Origin of the sequence: Microbacterium sp. CH1 (assembly GCF_001595495.1) — a bacterium.
Classification (GTDB): domain Bacteria; phylum Actinomycetota; class Actinomycetes; order Actinomycetales; family Microbacteriaceae; genus Microbacterium.
Window position 1 is genome coordinate 25,721 of record NZ_LOSO01000022.1, and the last position, 16,322, is coordinate 42,042.

The 16,322-nt window shown below is 70.1% G+C and carries 19 protein-coding genes; 6 read left to right on the plus strand and 13 right to left on the minus strand.

Features of this window, described 5'->3' with window-relative positions; all coding sequences use genetic code 11:
- Positions 1-14: 14 nt before the first annotated feature.
- The 7 genes from AUV07_RS14980 to AUV07_RS15010 all read right to left on the minus strand — a co-directional run bounded on the left by AUV07_RS14980 (position 15) and on the right by AUV07_RS15010 (position 6,841).
- Entirely contained in the window at positions 15-602 is a 588-nt protein-coding gene (locus tag AUV07_RS14980; RefSeq protein WP_062637348.1) for a TetR/AcrR family transcriptional regulator, read from the minus strand.
- Between the two features lie 160 nt (positions 603-762).
- A complete protein-coding gene (locus tag AUV07_RS14985; RefSeq protein ID WP_197462162.1) occupies positions 763-1,959 on the minus strand; it encodes a Gfo/Idh/MocA family protein in 1,197 nt (398 codons plus the stop codon).
- Between the two features lie 40 nt (positions 1,960-1,999).
- The gene (locus AUV07_RS14990) at positions 2,000-3,055 is read right to left on the minus strand and encodes a LacI family DNA-binding transcriptional regulator (RefSeq protein WP_062637349.1); all 1,056 of its coding nucleotides are present in this window, start codon (positions 3,053-3,055) and stop codon (positions 2,000-2,002) included.
- A 3-nt stretch (positions 3,056-3,058) separates the two neighbouring features.
- Positions 3,059-3,949 (minus strand): carbohydrate ABC transporter permease, encoded by an 891-nt coding sequence (locus AUV07_RS14995; RefSeq protein ID WP_025104693.1) that lies wholly within the window; start codon positions 3,947-3,949, stop codon positions 3,059-3,061.
- Positions 3,942-4,904: a carbohydrate ABC transporter permease gene (locus tag AUV07_RS15000; RefSeq protein ID WP_062637352.1), complete on the minus strand. Its 963-nt coding sequence runs from the start codon at positions 4,902-4,904 to the stop codon at positions 3,942-3,944. The genes AUV07_RS14995 and AUV07_RS15000 overlap by 8 nt, the downstream gene beginning before the upstream one ends.
- Before the next feature lie 4 nt (positions 4,905-4,908).
- Positions 4,909-6,171, minus strand: a complete 1,263-nt coding sequence (locus AUV07_RS15005; RefSeq protein WP_062637353.1) for an ABC transporter substrate-binding protein — start codon at positions 6,169-6,171, stop codon at positions 4,909-4,911.
- Between the two features lie 118 nt (positions 6,172-6,289).
- Positions 6,290-6,841 carry a TetR/AcrR family transcriptional regulator gene (locus AUV07_RS15010; protein WP_062637355.1) on the minus strand — a complete coding sequence of 184 codons (552 nt, stop codon included), beginning with the start codon at positions 6,839-6,841 and terminating at the stop codon, positions 6,290-6,292.
- Between the two features lie 126 nt (positions 6,842-6,967).
- Here AUV07_RS15010 and AUV07_RS15015 point away from each other — a divergent pair, with 126 nt between their 5' ends.
- The gene (locus AUV07_RS15015; RefSeq protein ID WP_231868286.1) at positions 6,968-7,579 is read left to right on the plus strand and encodes a hemerythrin domain-containing protein; all 612 of its coding nucleotides are present in this window, start codon (positions 6,968-6,970) and stop codon (positions 7,577-7,579) included.
- A 34-nt stretch (positions 7,580-7,613) separates the two neighbouring features.
- Here the strand turns inward: AUV07_RS15015 and AUV07_RS15020 are convergent, their stop codons facing one another.
- Both AUV07_RS15020 and AUV07_RS15025 read right to left on the minus strand, forming a co-directional pair.
- Entirely contained in the window at positions 7,614-7,973 is a 360-nt protein-coding gene (locus tag AUV07_RS15020) for a fluoride efflux transporter FluC (protein WP_062637359.1), read from the minus strand.
- Positions 7,970-8,344: a fluoride efflux transporter FluC gene (locus AUV07_RS15025; protein WP_231868287.1), complete on the minus strand. Its 375-nt coding sequence runs from the start codon at positions 8,342-8,344 to the stop codon at positions 7,970-7,972. Before AUV07_RS15025 ends, AUV07_RS15020 begins: the two co-directional genes overlap by 4 nt.
- Before the next feature lie 87 nt (positions 8,345-8,431).
- On the opposite strand from AUV07_RS15025, the gene AUV07_RS15030 reads away from it, so the two are divergent.
- The gene (locus tag AUV07_RS15030; protein ID WP_062637363.1) at positions 8,432-9,961 is read left to right on the plus strand and encodes an FAD-dependent oxidoreductase; all 1,530 of its coding nucleotides are present in this window, start codon (positions 8,432-8,434) and stop codon (positions 9,959-9,961) included.
- A 1-nt stretch (position 9,962) separates the two neighbouring features.
- Here AUV07_RS15030 and AUV07_RS15035 read toward each other — a convergent pair whose 3' ends face one another.
- The 3 genes from AUV07_RS15035 to AUV07_RS15045 form a co-directional block, all read right to left on the minus strand.
- Entirely contained in the window at positions 9,963-10,769 is an 807-nt protein-coding gene (locus tag AUV07_RS15035; RefSeq protein ID WP_062637365.1) for a nitroreductase family protein, read from the minus strand.
- 4 nt (positions 10,770-10,773) lie between these two features.
- Positions 10,774-11,157, minus strand: a complete 384-nt coding sequence (locus AUV07_RS15040; RefSeq protein WP_062637367.1) for a hypothetical protein — start codon at positions 11,155-11,157, stop codon at positions 10,774-10,776.
- Positions 11,158-11,270: 113 nt separating this feature from the next.
- Entirely contained in the window at positions 11,271-12,092 is an 822-nt protein-coding gene (locus tag AUV07_RS15045) for a MerR family transcriptional regulator (protein ID WP_062637368.1), read from the minus strand.
- Between the two features lie 212 nt (positions 12,093-12,304).
- On the opposite strand from AUV07_RS15045, the gene AUV07_RS15050 reads away from it, so the two are divergent.
- Both AUV07_RS15050 and AUV07_RS15055 read left to right on the plus strand, forming a co-directional pair.
- Positions 12,305-13,144 carry a DUF4097 family beta strand repeat-containing protein gene (locus AUV07_RS15050; RefSeq protein WP_062637370.1) on the plus strand — a complete coding sequence of 280 codons (840 nt, stop codon included), beginning with the start codon at positions 12,305-12,307 and terminating at the stop codon, positions 13,142-13,144.
- Positions 13,141-13,767, plus strand: coding sequence for a PadR family transcriptional regulator (locus tag AUV07_RS15055; protein ID WP_062637372.1), 627 nt, complete (start codon positions 13,141-13,143; stop codon positions 13,765-13,767). The genes AUV07_RS15050 and AUV07_RS15055 overlap by 4 nt, the downstream gene beginning before the upstream one ends.
- 63 nt (positions 13,768-13,830) lie before the next feature.
- On the opposite strand, the gene AUV07_RS15060 is transcribed toward AUV07_RS15055, so the two are convergent.
- Complete coding sequence (locus AUV07_RS15060) at positions 13,831-14,373, minus strand: universal stress protein (RefSeq protein WP_025104704.1); 543 nt, start codon at positions 14,371-14,373, stop codon at positions 13,831-13,833.
- 149 nt (positions 14,374-14,522) lie between these two features.
- Here AUV07_RS15060 and AUV07_RS15065 point away from each other — a divergent pair, with 149 nt between their 5' ends.
- Positions 14,523-14,714 carry a DUF3073 domain-containing protein gene (locus tag AUV07_RS15065; RefSeq protein WP_025104705.1) on the plus strand — a complete coding sequence of 64 codons (192 nt, stop codon included), beginning with the start codon at positions 14,523-14,525 and terminating at the stop codon, positions 14,712-14,714.
- 290 nt (positions 14,715-15,004) lie between these two features.
- A complete protein-coding gene (locus tag AUV07_RS15070; RefSeq protein WP_062637374.1) occupies positions 15,005-16,318 on the plus strand; it encodes an ABC transporter substrate-binding protein in 1,314 nt (437 codons plus the stop codon).
- Positions 16,319-16,322 lie beyond the last annotated feature (4 nt).

Consider the following 16,322-nt stretch of genomic DNA (forward strand, 5'->3'; position numbering starts at 1 on the left):
CGTGGTCCTCGGTGTCAGGGGATGGCGGTCGCTGCGGATGGGAGGGAGAGAGGTTCTCCGAGGATCCGCGCCAGTGCGGATTCGAGGAAGGACTGTTCGAGATCGACGTCGCGGATCTGCGTGCTCCACATGACGCCGTCGATGAAGATCATCGCCGCTCGGGCCCGGTCGGCGCCATAGGTCGGCTCCAGGAGGTCGACGAGGCGGTCGGACAGGTGGCGCGCGAGCTCGCGCAGACGCGGATCGTGGACGGCCGCCGTGACCACCGCTCGATCCGCCTGCACCGCGTGTCCGTCGTGGATGCTGTCGTGGACGAGCGCGGCGATGACGTCGGCTCCGGCTCCGCGTTCGGCGAGGGTCTGCCGCACCCCGTCGAGCCGGCATTCGATCTCGTCCGCGAGGGCACGGAAGGCGGCGCTGCGCAGGTCGTCGAGGGTGTCGAAGTACTGGGTGGTCGCCCCGAGCGGCACTCCGGCGCGGGCGGCGACCATGCGGTGCGTGATGGCGTCGGCCCCGACCTCGACGATGAGCTCGGCGGCAGCCGTGACGATCTCCCGACGGCGCGCTTCGGGATCACGCCGCCGACGCGCGCTCTCCGCCATCGCTCACCCCCTGGACACCCGTACATGTACGTTTGTACATTCGCTCCGGTGTGAACTCCCTGAGAGCCCCGCCCCTCTCCCCCTCCCCCCTCGCTGCGGGATCAGAAACGTGCCTGGGAGACGCGGTTCGGGTGCCCTATTGCACTCCCCTGCCGGTGGGTCAGGCGGCGGAGGAGGAGGGGGTGGAGGAGGGGGTCTGGCCGCGCTCGAAGTAGGCGACGAGCTCGGGGTCGAGCGGAGGGACGGAGATCGCGGAGCCGTCGCCCCGGAGGGACGCGGTCGCGAGGATCCCGGCAGCCACGGCCTCCCGCGCCGCGACGGGAGAGGTCGCCGTGAGACCACCGTGCCGCACGAACCGGAGGAACTCGGCCACGAGCAGCGCGTCGGCACCGTCGTGTCCGGCGTCGGGCACCTCGGGCACGATGAACACCTCGTCCGCGTCGGCCGCCCCGGCATGCCGACGGTTCCACAGCCTCACCTCGCTGCCGGCCACGTCGCCGAAGTTCTCGATGCGCCCCTCGGTGCCGATCACGGTGTAGTTCCGCCAGTAGTCCGGGGTGAAGTGGCACTGCTGGTAGGACGCGAAGATCCCGCCCTCCAGCCTCAGGTTCACCATCGAGATGTCCTCGACGTCGACGACGGGGTGGAGTCCCGTGAGCGCGGTCGGCGGCCAGTTGTCCATGCTGAACCAGTCGGGCATCCGCTCCCCCGCGCGGTCCCGCCGGTCGGTGATGTCGCCGTAGACGCTCAGGCCGCCCATCGCCGCCACCTGCTCGGTGTACGCGCCGGCCAGCCAGTGGATGATGTCGAGGTCGTGCGCTCCCTTCTGCAGGAGGAGTCCGGTGGTACGGCTCCGGTCGGCGTGCCAGTCCTTGAAGTAGAAGTCGCCGCCGTGCCCCACGAAGTGCCGCACCCATACGGCCTTCACCTGCCCGATGCGCCCGTCCTGGATGAGCCCGCGCATGAGGGTGATCACGGGCATGTGCCGCATGTTGTGACCGATGTAGAGCCGGGTGCCGGTGCGTCGCGCGGTCTCCAGCATGCGGTCGGCGTCGGCGAGATCGATCGCGAGGGGCTTCTCGCAGAAGACGGGCACCCCGGCTTCCAGCGCCCGGATGGTCAGGGCGGCGTGGGTGTCGTCCGGGGTCAGCACCATGACCGCGTCGACGCCGGATGCGAGCAGCTCGTCGAGGGAGTCGGTGATGAGCGCGTCGGGGACGAGCGCCCTGGCGTCCTCGCGGGCGCGCGGGGCGAGGTCGCAGACGGCGGTGATGCGGGAGCCGTGCCCCGGCCGGTGCACCTCCTCCTGGAGGGTGGAGCGCGCGCCGAAGCCGATGATGCCGATGTGGAGGTCCAACAGAAGTCCTTCGTGACAGAGGGGAGAGAAAGGGGGCGGCTCAGCGGCCGCGGGCTGCCGGGGCGTCGAGGTCGGTCGAGCCGCCGGGGACGAGGGCCCAGGGGAACTCGTGCAGCGCCCCGGGCGAGGGCTCGCCCTCGAGCGCCTTCTCGACGATGATCCGCGCCTGACGCTCGTAGAAGTCCGTGGGGCCGACGGTGGTGAGGGTGGGCGCGATGAGCCGTGCGTCCGGCGTGTTCCCGACACCGATCACCGCGACGTCGTGCGGCACGCGGAGCCCGAGCATGTGCGCGGCGTTGATCGCGGCGATCGCGGCGAAGTCGGTCGTCGCGTACACGGCGTCCGGGCGGTTCTCCTGCGACAGCAGCTCGATCGCGGCGGTGAAGGCGCTGGCCTGGGTCTCCGCATAGGTCACGGTGCACGCCGGATCCGGGGAGATGCCGGCCGCCGCGAGCTTCTCGACGTACGGCGTGTAGCGCGTGACCTGGGTTCCCGCGAGGCGGACGGCACCCTCCGCGGCGATGCAGCCGATGGCCGTGTGCCGCTCCAGCAGGTGATCCATCGCGAGCTCGCACCCCGGGATCGCGTCCGAGCGGATGACGTCGAAGCCGTCCGGCTCCAGGTGCTCCGAGAACACCACGAGCCGCTGGCCGCGCTTGACGAGGTCGCCCAGCCGTCGGGCGTCCTCCTCGTCCAGGCCGACGCCGTCGAGGTACGCCACGTCGCTCTCGACGCGGTCGAGCGCCGCGTGCCAGTCGCCGTCGGCGAGGATCAGCGTCGTCAGCCCGTGCCGGTTCGCCTCGGCGTTCACGGCGTCGGCCACCGCCAGCGACCAGGGATCGCTCAGCATGTGCAGGGAGAGCTGCACCATGCCGCTGCGACCCGTGCGGATCGCCCTGGCCGCCGTGTTCGGCCGGTAGTTGAGCTCGTCCGCCGCCGCGAGCACCCGCGCCGCGGTGGCCTCGGCCACGCCCGCCCCGCTGGCCCCTGCTCGCCCGGAGAAGACGTACGAGACGGTCGCGGTCGATACTCCGGCACGTTCGGCCACCATCCGCAGGGTCGGTCGGCGGCTCGGGGCGTGCTCACGCTGTGCCATGTCTCAGCCCTTCGTCCCGCTGAACGCGATGCCCTGGATGAACTGCCGCTGCAGGATCATGAACGTCACCAGCATGGGCAGGGTCGCCAGCAGGGCACCCGCCATGAGCACCGGGTAGTCGGTGCCGTGGATGCCGACGAGCTGCGAGAGTCCGACCGACAGCGGCATCTTCGCCGGATCGGTCGTCACGATCAGCGGCCACAGCAGATCGTTCCAGGACCACAGCACAGTGAACACCACAAGTGCGATGATGCCAGGCTTCGCGAGCGGAACCATGATCCGCCAGAAGGTCTGCCACGGATTCGCCCCGTCGATGCGCGCCGCCTCCTCCAGCTCGGCCGGCATCGAGAGGAAGAACTGCCGCATCAGGAAGGTCCCGAAGGCGCTGAAGATGCCGGGCACGATGAGCGCCTGCAGCGTGTTCAGCCAGCCGAGCGCCTGGATGATCTCGTACTGCGGCAGCAGGTAGAGCTGCGAGGGCACCATGAGCACCGAGAGGAACACGACGAACAGGGCGTTCCGGCCGGGGAAGGCGATGCGCGCGAACGCGTAGCCCGCCATGGTGCACAGGGCGACCTGCCCGACCGTGCGGCCGACCGTGAGGAGCACCGAGTTCAGGAACATCTGCCCGAACGGCATCGAGTCGAAGACCTCGGCGAAATTCGTGAACACCCACTCGCGGGGGAGGAACGACGGCGGCACCTGCACCGAGTCGGACAGCGTCTTGAACGAGGTCAGCAGCTGCCAGACGAACGGGAACACCATGAGCGCGGCGCCGACGATGAGCACGACGTGCACGATCCACAGTCCGCGGTTCCGGGGCGTGCCGGCCCTCCGCGATCGTGCGGGGGCGGCACCGACGACCGCGCGGGTGTCGAGGGAGACGTCACTCATAGTGCACCCACTTCTTCTGCAGCCGGAACTGCACGATCGTCAGCACGAGGATGATCAGCAGCAGGAGGAAGGCGACGGCGGCGGCGTACCCGCGGTCGTTGTCGAGGAATCCGGCTTCGTAGAACAGGTAGACGACGGTGCGGGTGTTCGGCATCGCCGGGTTGCTGCGGCCGAGCATCATGTAGATGAGGTCGAACACCTGCAGCGCCCCGATCACGCTGATCACGCTGACGAAGAAGATCGAGGGCGACAGCAGGGGGATCGTGATCGAGAAAAACTTGCGCACGGGGCCCGCCCCGTCGAGGTCGGCCGCCTCCATGATCGTGTCGGGGATGCCCTGGAGTCCGGCGAGGAAGATGACGATGTTGGTCCCGAGGCCCGCCCAGATGCCGACGACGGCGATCGCGACCAGCGCGGTGTTCGGATCGGTCAGCCAGCTCCGCCCCTCGATGCCGACCGCGCCGAGGGCCGCGTTCAGCACGCCGTAGTCGCCGTTGTAGATCATGCGCCACACGAGCGCGATCGCCGCGGGCATGGTGACGACGGGGATGAAGTAGAGCGTGCGGTAGGCGCTGCGGCCTTTGAGGCCGGTGGTGTTCAGCAGCGCGGCGATCCCGACCGCGAGGGGGATGCCGATGAGCGCGATCACCGTGTAGACCGCGGTGTTGCGGAGGGCGCCGAGGAGCTCCGGATCCTGGAACAGCCGGACGTAGTTCTCGAACCCGATCCACTCCGCGCCGCCGAACGGCCCCGACTTCGTGAAGGAGATGATGAGCGTGCGCACGGTCGGCCACAGGTAGAACACGGCGAGGCCCAGGGCGGTGGGCCCCAGGAACACCAGGGCCCACCACGGCGAGGCACCGGGCGTGCGGCGCCGCCGGCGGACCCCGGAGGGCGGGGCCTCCGGGGTCCGTCCGGCGGCGGGGGCGACCGCGCGAGGCGCGAGGACGGTCATGCGGTCACTCCTGCTCGGCGTCCAGCGCGGTCTGCATCTGCGCGGCGAGATCCTGCAGTCCGTCCTTCGGGGAGACCGCTCCGGACCACACCTGGGACAGCACCTCGCTCTCGATGCTCGTCCACGCGGAGGTGTTCTTCGACACGGGGTACGGGACGGCCGTCTCCAGCGCGTCGATGTAGACCTGCAGGTCGTACTGCGGGAGGGCGTCGACCCACGCCTGCTGCGTGCCGTTGTACGCGGGGATCACGGTGCCGGTCTCGGCCTGGATCTTCGCGGCCTGCTCGCCGCTGGCGAAGGCAGCGAAGTCCTTGGCCTCCTCCACGTGCGCGCTCTTGGCGTTCGCAACGTTCCCGACGCCGTGGATCACGCTCTGGTTGCCCTCCGGACCCGCCGGCAGCGGCGCCACGTCGACGCTGCCGCCGATGTCCGCGTTGTCCGCGTAGGCGATGGCCGCCCAGGAGCCGTTCTGGAACATGGCGACCTTGCCCGACAGGAAGAAGTCCTCCGGGTTCGTGTCCGTCATCTGCTGCGCCGTGGGCGAGGAGCCGTCGGCGATGAGGCCGGTCCACAGCTCGATGCCCTCGAGAGCCTCGGGGGAGCCATATCCGCTCTCGGTGCCGTCCGCGGAGATGACCTCGCCGCCGGCCTGCGCGATGGAGTTGTAGAAGTTCTCCTGGCCGTACTGGCTCGCGGCGACGCCGAACTGGCCCTTCGCGGGATCGGTCAGCTTCGCGGCCGCGGAGCGGAAGTCGTCCCAGGTCCAGCCCGCGCTCGGGTACTCCACCCCCGCGGCGTCGAACAGCGCCTTGTTGTACCAGAGCGCGACGGTGTCGAAGTCCTTGGGGGCGCCGTAGAGCGCGTCGTCGTAGGTGTAGAGGTCGACGAGCCCCTGAGGGTAGTCGGCGGCGTCCACGTCGTCGAGCGGGGCGAGCTGTCCGTTCGAGGCGTAGAGCGGGAAGTTCGGGCCGTTCATCCAGAACACGTCGGCGGCCGAGCCGCCCGTCACCGCGGTCTGGAGCTTGGTGAAGTACTCCTTGTACGGCGTGACCTGGATCTCGATCGTGACGTTCGGGTGCTCCTCGGTGTACGCGGCGGCGATGTCCTCCATCGCGGGCTTCTGGTTCTCGTCCCAGATCGCGTAGCTGAGGGTGATGTCGCCGCCCGACGACTCCCCGGTCGCGGAGGAGGAGCAGGCGGAGAGCGCCAGGACGGCGGCCGCGGAGGCGGCGAGGGCGCCCAGGGCGCGGCGAGAGGTGCGGGGCATCGAGGTCTCCTTTGACGGGTGCACGAGAAGGCGGTGCGCGATGTTAACCGTTTAGCGTTAAACGATTAGCAGCGAGAGTAGCGCGCCGCGTCGGCTCTTCGCAAGGAGCGGATCCGCGTCAGTACCAGAAGGCCTCGGTCGGCGGAGCGATCAGGGATCGGATCGCGCGGCGAACGGATTCCCGCTCCGCGCCGATCGGCCATCCGCCCGACGACGCGAACCAGTACCCGTCTGCCGCCAAGCGGGCGGCCGTGAGCTTGCCACGCATGTCGGGCATGACCGATTCGTCGATGGTGACCCACGGAAGCAGACGCGCCTCCCACATCGCCCCCACGTCTTCCGTGTGCTCGGCGTTGAAGAAGACTCCGAGACTGGGCAGCTCGTGGTCCGCACCGGCGAGGGCGGTGTCGACGTACGCGGCGATGCGCTCCGCGGAGGTCGAGCTCTCGAGGGGCTTGCCCAGCGCGGCATGAAGACGATCGCTCCACCGTTCCATCACGTCCTCGATGACCGCGGACACGAGCGCCGCCTTGGTGGGGAAGTGGTACATGAGGCCCGGCTTCGTGAGCCCCGCGCGCCGCGCCGCGGAGTCCAAGGTGAGCCGCGGGCCCGCCGGATCGCTGAGAATCGCGATCGCCGCGTCGATGATGGCTTTCCGAGAATCACTCATGCGCCCACTTTACCATCCGGATGGTAAAGTGGGCGCATGCCAGCGACACCTCTTCCTGCGACCGGCCAACCCCCCGCACGCGGACCGCAGACCTGCGACGCGAGCGGAATGTTCTTGATCCACGGGATGCTTCGCCATGCTTTCGACGAGGCCCCATCGCTCGTCGACGGCGTCGCACCCGGCGACACGAGTCATGCGTCCGCGGTCGCAGAACACCTTCACCTCATCTCCACGGCCCTGCACGCGCACCACGAGGGGGAGGACTCGCAGCTCTGGGACAAGATGAAGACCCGCGCCCCGGCCTGCGCACTGCATGTCGACCGGATGATCGAACAGCACGCCGCGATGCTGATCCCGCTCGACGCGCTCGACGCCGCGGTCCCCGCATGGCGCGCGTCCGCCGACCCGGCGGACGCGGTCGCTGTCCACGACGCCCTCCGCGGCGTCGCACGAGCGCTCGCGGAGCATCTCCCCGACGAGGAGCAGAACCTCGTTCCCGTCATGGAGCGGGTCATCACGCAGAAGGAGATGGACTGGCTCGCGCACCACGGGCAGGCGGCCACCCCCAAGGGGAAGGCCTGGTACATGCTCGGGGCCATCCTCGATTCACATCCGGACAAGGGCCAGGCATGGCTGGAGAAGAACATGCACGGCGTGAACGCCCTCGCGTGGCGATTCATCGGTGCCCCCAGCTACGCCAAGTACCGGGCACGGCTCGAGGAGTCGACGAGCCGCTGAGGACGCCCCGTCCGCGTGGGGCGGAGTTCCCGATCTAGAGCGCAGCCCCCAGGGCGAGCCCCAGTCCCGCGGCGAGGAGACCGAGCACGAGCATGCCGACCGCGTCGAACACCGCGGCGCCGCGCTCGCCGTCCCGCCACAGCGCGACCGCATCGAGCATCGCGGTGCTGAAGGTCGTATAGCCTCCGAGGAGGCCGGCGCCGAGCACGAACGCCGCGTCCGGCAACGCCGACGTCACGAGCCCCAGCGCGAACGAGCCGGTGAGGTTGACGACGAGGATCCCCCACGGGAACCGTCGGCCGGCGAGCCGGGAGACGCCGAGGTCGACGAGGTACCGCAGGACGGCGCCGACGCCCCCGGCGAGCGCGGCGACGAGGAACAGCAGCGGGCTCACGACACCCCTCCCCGGCGCGGGCGTCCCAGCCGGAGCCCCACGGCCGCCGCGAGAAGACCGAGGACGAGACTGCCCCCGGCATACGCCGCAGCGAGGAGCGGTGCCGACGCCCACAGGGCCAGCGTCCCGGTCATGAAGGCGCTGTAGGTCGTGAAGCCGCCGAGGACCCCGGTGCCCAGCAGCAGCCGCAGCTCCGCCGAGGCCGGGAGCCGCGCCGCCACGACACCGATGAGCAGGGCGCCCAGCACGTTCGCCAGCAGCACCGCGAGGGGGAAGCCGCCGGGATCGTCCACGAGGAGTCCGAGGCCCAGACGCGCCGCCGTCCCGAGCGTGCCGCCGAGCGCGACGAGCAGGACACGACGGAGACTCACGCTCGCCACTGTAGTCGCCGCATGACAGCGCGACCGTCGGATGTCAAGGCGTTGGGGTGGGGGCGGGGACAGGCGTTGACTGTCAGCATGAAGCCCCTCTGGAAGGTCGACCAGGACGCACCCCACGGCACTCCCTTCGACCCCGGCGCGCGGCACGACGTGCTGGTCGTGGGGGCCGGGCTCACCGGCCTCTCGACCGCGGTGCTCCTGACCCGCGCCGGACTCGACGTCGTGGTGGTGGATGCCGGGGACGTGGCGGCACTGGCGTCGGGCGGCAACACGGGCAAGCTCTCGCTCCTCCAGGGGCAGCAGCTCGCCACCATCCGCAAGCACCATCCGGCGGCGCTCGTCCAGGCGTACGTCGACGCCAACCGGGCCGGCATGGAGTGGCTCACCGGCTTCGCCGACAGCGCGGGCCTGAGCTACACCGAGCGGACCGACCACACCTACGCCCAGGGTCCGGACGGGCTCGAGGCGGTCCGAGCCCAGCACTCCGCCGCACGGGAGGCGGGACTGCCGACCCGGCTGCTCACCGCGGGCGAGCTGTCGATGCCGTTCCCCGTCGCGGGCGCGGTCGCCCTCGATTCGCAGGTGACGATCGACCCGGTCGCCGTCGCCGACGCGCTCGCGAAGGAGTTCCTCGCCGGCGGCGGCACGTTGCACACCGGTATCCGCGTGACCGGCGCCCACGCCCTGCCGGAGCCACGGGTGGAGACGACGGCGGGCCCGATGTTCGCCGAGCACATCGTCCTCGCGACGGGGACACCGATCCTCGACCGGGGGCTGTACTTCTCCAAGGTCGCCGGGATGCGGTCGTACTGCGTCTCGTTCCGGGTCTCCGGCGGCGTGCCGGAGGGGACGTTCATCTCCGCCGACGGCCCGACGCGGTCCATCCGGCCGGTGTCCGCCGCCGACGGTCCGGCCGACACCGCGCAGCTCGTCGTCGGCGGCAACGGGCATCCGGTCGGCCGCTCGGACGGCGAGACCGCGGCGATCGACGACCTCGTGGACTGGACCCGCCTGCACTTCCCGGATGCGGAGGAGACCCACCGCTGGTCCGCGCAGGACTACCAGTCGCACAACCTCATCCCGTTCGTCGGCGCCCTGCCGCGCGGCCTCGGGCGCATCCGCATCGCCACCGGGTACGCGAAGTGGGGGCTGTCGAACGCGCCCGCTGCGGCCCTGCGGCTCACCGAGGAGATCATCGGGACGAAGCGCCGCGAGCGCCCGTCCTGGATGCTGCGCCTCGGCACCCGGCTCACCGTCCCCGCCGATCTCGCACGGGGGGCCGTCGAGGGTGCGAAGGTGGCCGCCGCGGCCACGAAGGGCTGGGTCGAGGCCGAGACCACCCCGGTCCCCGTGCCGCAGCCCGCGGAGGGCGAGGGCGTCGTGGCGAATCGCGGCGGTCGCCCGGTCGCCATCTCCACGGTCGACGGCGTGACCAGGGCCGTCAGCGCCGTCTGCACGCACCTGGGCGGCGTCCTCGACTGGAACGACGCCGAGTGCACGTGGGACTGCCCGCTGCACGCGTCGCGGTTCGCCGCGGACGGCACGCGCATCGAGGGTCCGGCTCTGAACGATCTCCCTGAGGTGCCGCGGACGGTCGGGGGCTCCTGACTCAGGTCCGCGGCGGCGGCGCGTCCCAGCCCTGCTGCGGGGTGTCGCAGTCCTCGCGGAACACGTACTGCGACACGAGCTTGCGCTGGCTGCTGGACCAGTCGATCGCCGGGCGGCGCTGCTCGGGCGGCAGGTAGCCGAGTCGGTACACGGCCATGAGCTCGAGATCGTCGGGCACCCGCAGCAGCCGCACGATCTCGTCCCAGCGCCCCGGCACCTCCATCGGGAACGAGATGAACTGGATGCCCATGCCCAGCTCGACCGTGGTCAGCCAGACGTTCTCCATGGCCGCCCCCATGCTGAACACGGAGTAGAACGACGACAGCTGCCCCGGCCGGTACTCGCTGCGGTCGAGCATGACGCCCAGGAGCAGCGGCGATCCGGCGACGAGCTTGCGGTTCTCCGAGCCCAGCGTCTTCGGCACGCCGAACGTGTTCATGAGCGTCTGGCCGCGCTTGGTGAACACCTGGGATGTGAAGGGCCGAAGCGGCGCGGGGAGCTTGTCGAACAGCATGCCGCTGCGCTTCTCCTCCATCTCCTCCTGGCTGAAGCGGAAGTACGGCTTGTACCGCTCGAAGAACGTGCCGTTCGACATGGCCTCCGTCATGCTCTCGCCGGAGATGCGCGCGATCTCGTCGATCGTGTCCCTGTTCTCGATCACCACGAAGCGCCAGGGCTGGCTGTTGAGCTGCGAGGGCGCACGCCCGGCCGCTTCCAGGAGGATGCGCTGGTGCTCTTCGGAGACCGGGTCGGGCAGGAACGCCCCGTTCGTGGTCTTGCGGCGGCGGATGGCGTCGAGCAGTTCCATGCAGTCACTTCCGGTCGGAGGGGAGGCGCGAGACCACGAGGCCCGCGAGGACGAAGGGAGCCGCCGTGAGAGCGACGAGGGGGTGCCGGCGCGTGTGCGTCCCGGCCGAGGGGATCACGGCGAGCGGCACGGCGGCGGGGAGGAGGGCCAGGGCGGCGCGGCGGCCACGCGGAGTGCCGGTGGCGAGACCCGCGACGACGGCGAATCCGGTCGTCACGCAGGTCAGGATGTAGAGGGCGTGGTGCACCCAGCGGAAGCGGCGCGTGTCGATGAGCCGCGCCGCCACCGCGAGTCCGAGGGCGCAATTCGCCGCATAGGCCGTCGCCGCCGCCGCGAAGGCTCCGGACGCGGGGCGGTCGTCGCGTCCCCGCTTCCGTCGCCCCGTCATGGCACGACCCTACGCCCTCCCCTCCTCCCCCGATCCACCCCCTTGCGTGCGAGCCGCCCCCTTGAGTACGACCGCAGCGGGGTGGGTCGCACGCAAGGGGGTGGCTCGACGGATCAGAGGGAGGCTTCCGCGTAGATGCGGAGCGCGTCGCGGACGAACTCCGCGCCCTGGGTGCCGCCCGCGGACGTCGCGTAGTTCGCGCCGAAGCGCGGGTCTGCGACGTACATCTCGCCGAGACCGATGACGTAGGCCTTGGCATCCGCGTCCGGTCCCTGCCGGAGCGCGGCGGCGGGAGTGCCCGGGATGCCCGTGAGCCAGGCCACGTGCCGGCGCGCGAGCTCCTGCGCCTCGGCGGACGCGGGATCGATCCCGCTCTCCGCCGCCGCGATCCAGTCGCGTCCGAGGTCGGACACGCGCTGCTGCCACTCGGCACGCTCGGCGTCACTCATCCCGCGCCACCAGCGGTCGCTGTCGGCGTAGGCCTTCTTCCCCCAGCGGTCCTCGACCTCCTGCTTGTACTGCGTGTGGTCGAAGCCGTCGAACATGTTCTCTGCCATGAGGTTCTCACCTCCTCTCAATGCCGTGATGGTGGATTCGACCGACGCGATCTGCCGCGCCAGCCTGGTCTGTTCCTCGCGCAGCAGGGCGAGATGTGTCTCGAGCGCCGCCGCCTCCGCCGCCGAGCCGCGGACCTGGGTCCCTGAGCCTGTCGAAGGGCCCAGTACCTCCGCGATCTGCGGCAGTCCGAGCCCGAGCTCCCGCAGCAGGAGGATCCGCTGCAACCGCACGAGCGCCGCCGCGTCGTAGTGCCGGTACCCGTTGGCCGCGATGCGCGACGGAGGCAGCAACCCGATGTCGTCGTAATGCCGCAGCGTCCGGCTCGTCGTCCCCGCCAGTCGCGCGATCTCCTGGATCGACCAGTCCTTCTCACTCATCCCGCCTCCTTTCCAGTCGTTCCCCTCCACGGTAGAAGTTGCCGTTACGTCAAGGTCAACCCCGTTCGAATCGCTTGATTGGCCCTATTTCCGGCCGAAATGGGACCAATCAGGCGATTCGAAGGAAGAGGGGGTGACGGGATCGAGATATATCGTGTTATCGTGACGGCAACACGATATATCGTGAATCCCTCGACACAGGAGAAGCAGACATGACCGAGAAGTGGCTCATCGCCCCCGGCGAGGAACGCGTCATCGACATCGCCTCCGCGACCCGGCTCAAGGTGGGCCTCGTCGGCGGACAGGTCGACGTCATCGCCCACGACGAACCCGGCATCCGGATCGAGGTGCACGGCGTGACCACCAAGGACCTCCGGATCGAGTCCCGCGACGGTGAGGTCGAGATCGACCACCCGCAGCTCGGCTGGGACAACTTCCTCGAGGTGTTCCGGAACTTCGGCTCCGGCGGTCCGCGCGCCGAGGTGAGCGTGGCCGTCCCGCGCAGCATCGCCCTGACCCTCGGCGTCGTGAGCGCCGGCGCCCTCGTGTCGGGCATCCGCAACGACACGCGTCTCAACACGGTGTCCGGCGACATCATCGTCGACACCCTCATCGGCGACCTCAGCGTGAACTCGGTCTCCGGCGACGTGCAGATCCGCAACCTCACCGGCTCGCTCAGCGCCAACAGCGTCTCCGGCGACGTGGCCGTCACGGGTGCCATCCGCAAGGTCACGGTCGACATCGTCTCCGGCGCGACGCTGGTGGACGCGGCGGGCGACGTCAACACGATCACCGTGAACTCGGTCTCCGGCGGCACCACGGTGCGGCTCGACGAGTCCCTCGCGGCGAACTACATCATCCGTTCGCTCAGCGGCCGCCTGCTCATCGACGGCGTCGAGCGCAGCTCGTCCGGCCCGAGCACCTACAACGGCACCACCGGGGAGCTCGCGGGACGCTTCGTCGACCTCCGCGCCAACTCCGTCTCCGGAGGGGTGACGGTCCTCCGCCGCGCTCCGCAGACCATCGAGAACGATCCGGAGTGGGAAGCATGAGCCCCGCGGTCTTCTCCCACGGCGATCTGCGCCTGTACCTGCTGTCACTGCTCGCGGAGTCCCCGCAGCACGGCTACGGCATCATCCAGTCCCTCACGGACCGGACGGGCGGCACGTACACGCCGAGCGCCGGCACGATCTACCCGCGCCTGGCGAAACTCGAGGAGGAGGGGCTGGTCACCAAGACCGTCGACGGACGCACGACGATCTACGCGATCACCGAGGCCGGACGCGCCGAGCTGGCCTCGCGCCAGAGCGACCTCGCCGACATCGAGGCGGGCATCACCGACACCGTCCGCCTCATCGCGAACGAGGTGCGCCAGAGCGTGCAGGAGGCGATGAAGAGTCTTCGCGCCGACCTGGCGACGGCCACCAAGGACGACCGGGCGGCGGCGAAGAACAAGCCGCGCACCGCGGGGGACGATGCACGGCTGACCAGCCGCGAGGAGCTGCACCGCGCCGACGCCGTCGTGAACGCCTTCCGCGCCCGCATCCGCACCGACCTGCGCACCCATGTCGCCAAAGGCGGCGTCCTCCCGTCGTCGGTGGTCACCGAGCTCGAGAACGCGCTGGATCAGGCCGCCCGCAGCGTGACCGTGGCGCTGAGTCAGCCGGACTCCTGAGCCCCTGGCATGACCGCACGAGGCCCCGTCGACATCCGTCGGCGGGGCCTCGTCGTGTGCGGATCACTCCGGCCAGATCTCCTTCTGCTCGTCCGGCACGGACTCCCCCAGGGGGACGACGAGCACGGAGCGGTGCTGGCGATGGGCGAGGCGCGCGGCGACCGAGCCGGTGAAGAACTCCCGGATGGACTCACCGATACCGCGCTTGCGGGTACCGACGACGATGAGCTGCGCGTCGAGCTTGTTCGCGAGCTGCTTGATCGCCAGCGCAGGGTCGCCGACGAGCTGACGTGCCGTCCAGGTGACGCCCTTGCCGTCGAGCATCGTGGCCGCAGCCGCCTCGACCGCCTCGAACTCGGCAGCCCCCGCATCGAAGTTGATGTCGATGGGAGCGGAGTGCACGTAGCCGTCCGGATCCTCGTAGGTGACGAAGCGCGTGATGTCGACGTGGGCGACCACGAGCGGGGCGTTCAGCAGCCGGGCGAAGCGGACGGCCTCATCGAGAACGTGCGGGTCCTGGTCGAGCTGCATCCCGACGATCACGGCCTTCTGCAGAGCGGCGTTCTGCGTGGCCTCATCGGACGGAGTGGAGGTGCTGTCGGTCATGGAGATCGCTCCCTTCGCCGGCCTGGCCGCGGCCAGGGTCTGTTCCCCGCGTGCTATCCTGAATGCTACTCTTACCGGCCTCGAGCCGGTGTCGTGAATGACTCGGGCGCCTGTCTGCCCGCAGCTTAACTCGTGAGGGGGTCTCAGGCATGGGCCGTGGCCGTCAGAAGGCGAAGCACACAAAGATCGCCCGCGAACTCAAGGCGTACAGTCCGTCGGTGAACTACTCGGCGCTGGAGCGCGAGCTCGCGCACTCGAGCGACTCCGACGAAGACGCCTACGTCGACAAGTGGGCCGACGAGTACGCAGACGAAGACGAAGACGAACTAGAGAAGGCGTAGCCCCTCGGTTCGAAACACCCGCACGGCTCGTGCGGGTGTTTCGTCGTACCCGGGCGGCGATCCCCTCAGCGGGAGGGCCGCCGTGTCCCGCCGCGAGCGACCGCGTCCCGACGCCGCCGATCGATGTCAGCGCTCCCTCTAAGCCATCCGAATCCGTCCCCGTCCCGCGATTCCGCGTCTTGTGAGCGCAAACATTTTCTGATTTGATGTGCATGTGATCGACGGCGCACCCTCGCCGCGTCCCCGCTTCGGGCGATCCGCAGGAACATGACCTCAAAGAGGAGAACAGCATGGCACCCACCTCACGCACCCCCCGCGTCGCCGCGGTCGTCGCCCTCGGCGCGGTGTCGGCGTTCGGACTCGCGGCCTGCGCGCCGGCCGCATCCGGGGGCGGCGACGCCGGCGGTGAGCCCGTCACCATCGAGTACATGCACCGCCTGCCCGACGGCGAGGGCATGACCACGGTCGCGGAGATCGTCGACCGCTGGAACGAGGAGAACCCCGACATCCAGGTCAAGGCCACGAAGTTCGACGGCAAGGCCAGCGACATGATCCTCAAGCTCGAGACCGACATCAAGGCCGGGAACGGCCCGTGCCTCGCGCAGACCGGATACTCCGAGGTGCCGCAGCTCTATGTGAAGGGTCTGCTGGAGGACGTCGCGGCGGAGGCCGAGAAGTACGAGGACCACTACTCGGCCGGAGCGTTCAGCGGCATGCGGGTCGGTGACGCCATCGTGGGCCTCCCGCAGGACACCGGGCCTCTCGTCTACTTCTACAACACCGCGGAGTTCGAGGCGCTCGGCCTCGACGCCCCGGCCACGCTCGACGACCTGACCGCCGCCTCCGCCACGGCCGCCGCCGCCGGCAAGTTCGTCACCGCGTTCACTCCGGACGAGGCGCAGAACTGGCTCTCCGGACAGGCCGCGGCCGCCGGCGACACCTGGTTCTCCACCGAGGGCGAGGAGTGGAAGGTGGACGCCGAGGGCGCCGGCTCCGAGCGCGTCGCCGCCTTCTGGCAGGGCCTGCTCGACGGCAAGCAGACACTCGCGACCGAGCGCTGGGGCGAGGGCTTCACGGCGGCGCTGAACGACGGCAGTCTCATCGGCCACGTCGGCGCGGCCTGGGAGGCCGGCTTCCTCCTCGACTCGCTGGACGGCACCCCGGCCGAGGGGCAGTGGCGCGTCGCCCAGCTCCCGGACTTCGGCGCCGGGGCGATGAGCGGCCCCGACGGCGGCTCCGGCGTCTCGGTCATGAAGGGCTGCGAGAACCCCGAGGCTGCCATGGAGTTCAACGACTGGTTCAACACGCAGGTCGACGACCTCGCGTCGCAGGGTCTCGTCGTCGCCGCGAAGGGCGAGGTGGAGACCCCCGAGAAGATGCTGCGGCAGTTCGGTGGCCAGGATGTGCTCGCCGAGCTCGGCACCGCCACCGAGAACCTCAACCCCGACTTCCCCTACGCTCCCGGCTTCTCGACCCTGGCGAACATGAACGAGACGGCCGCCGCGGCCGCCGCCGGCACGGCCTCGGTCGCCGACATCTTCACGACGGCGCAGGATACGGCGGTCGCGTCGCTCAAGGACCTCGGCCTCCCGGTCGCGGAATGACCGG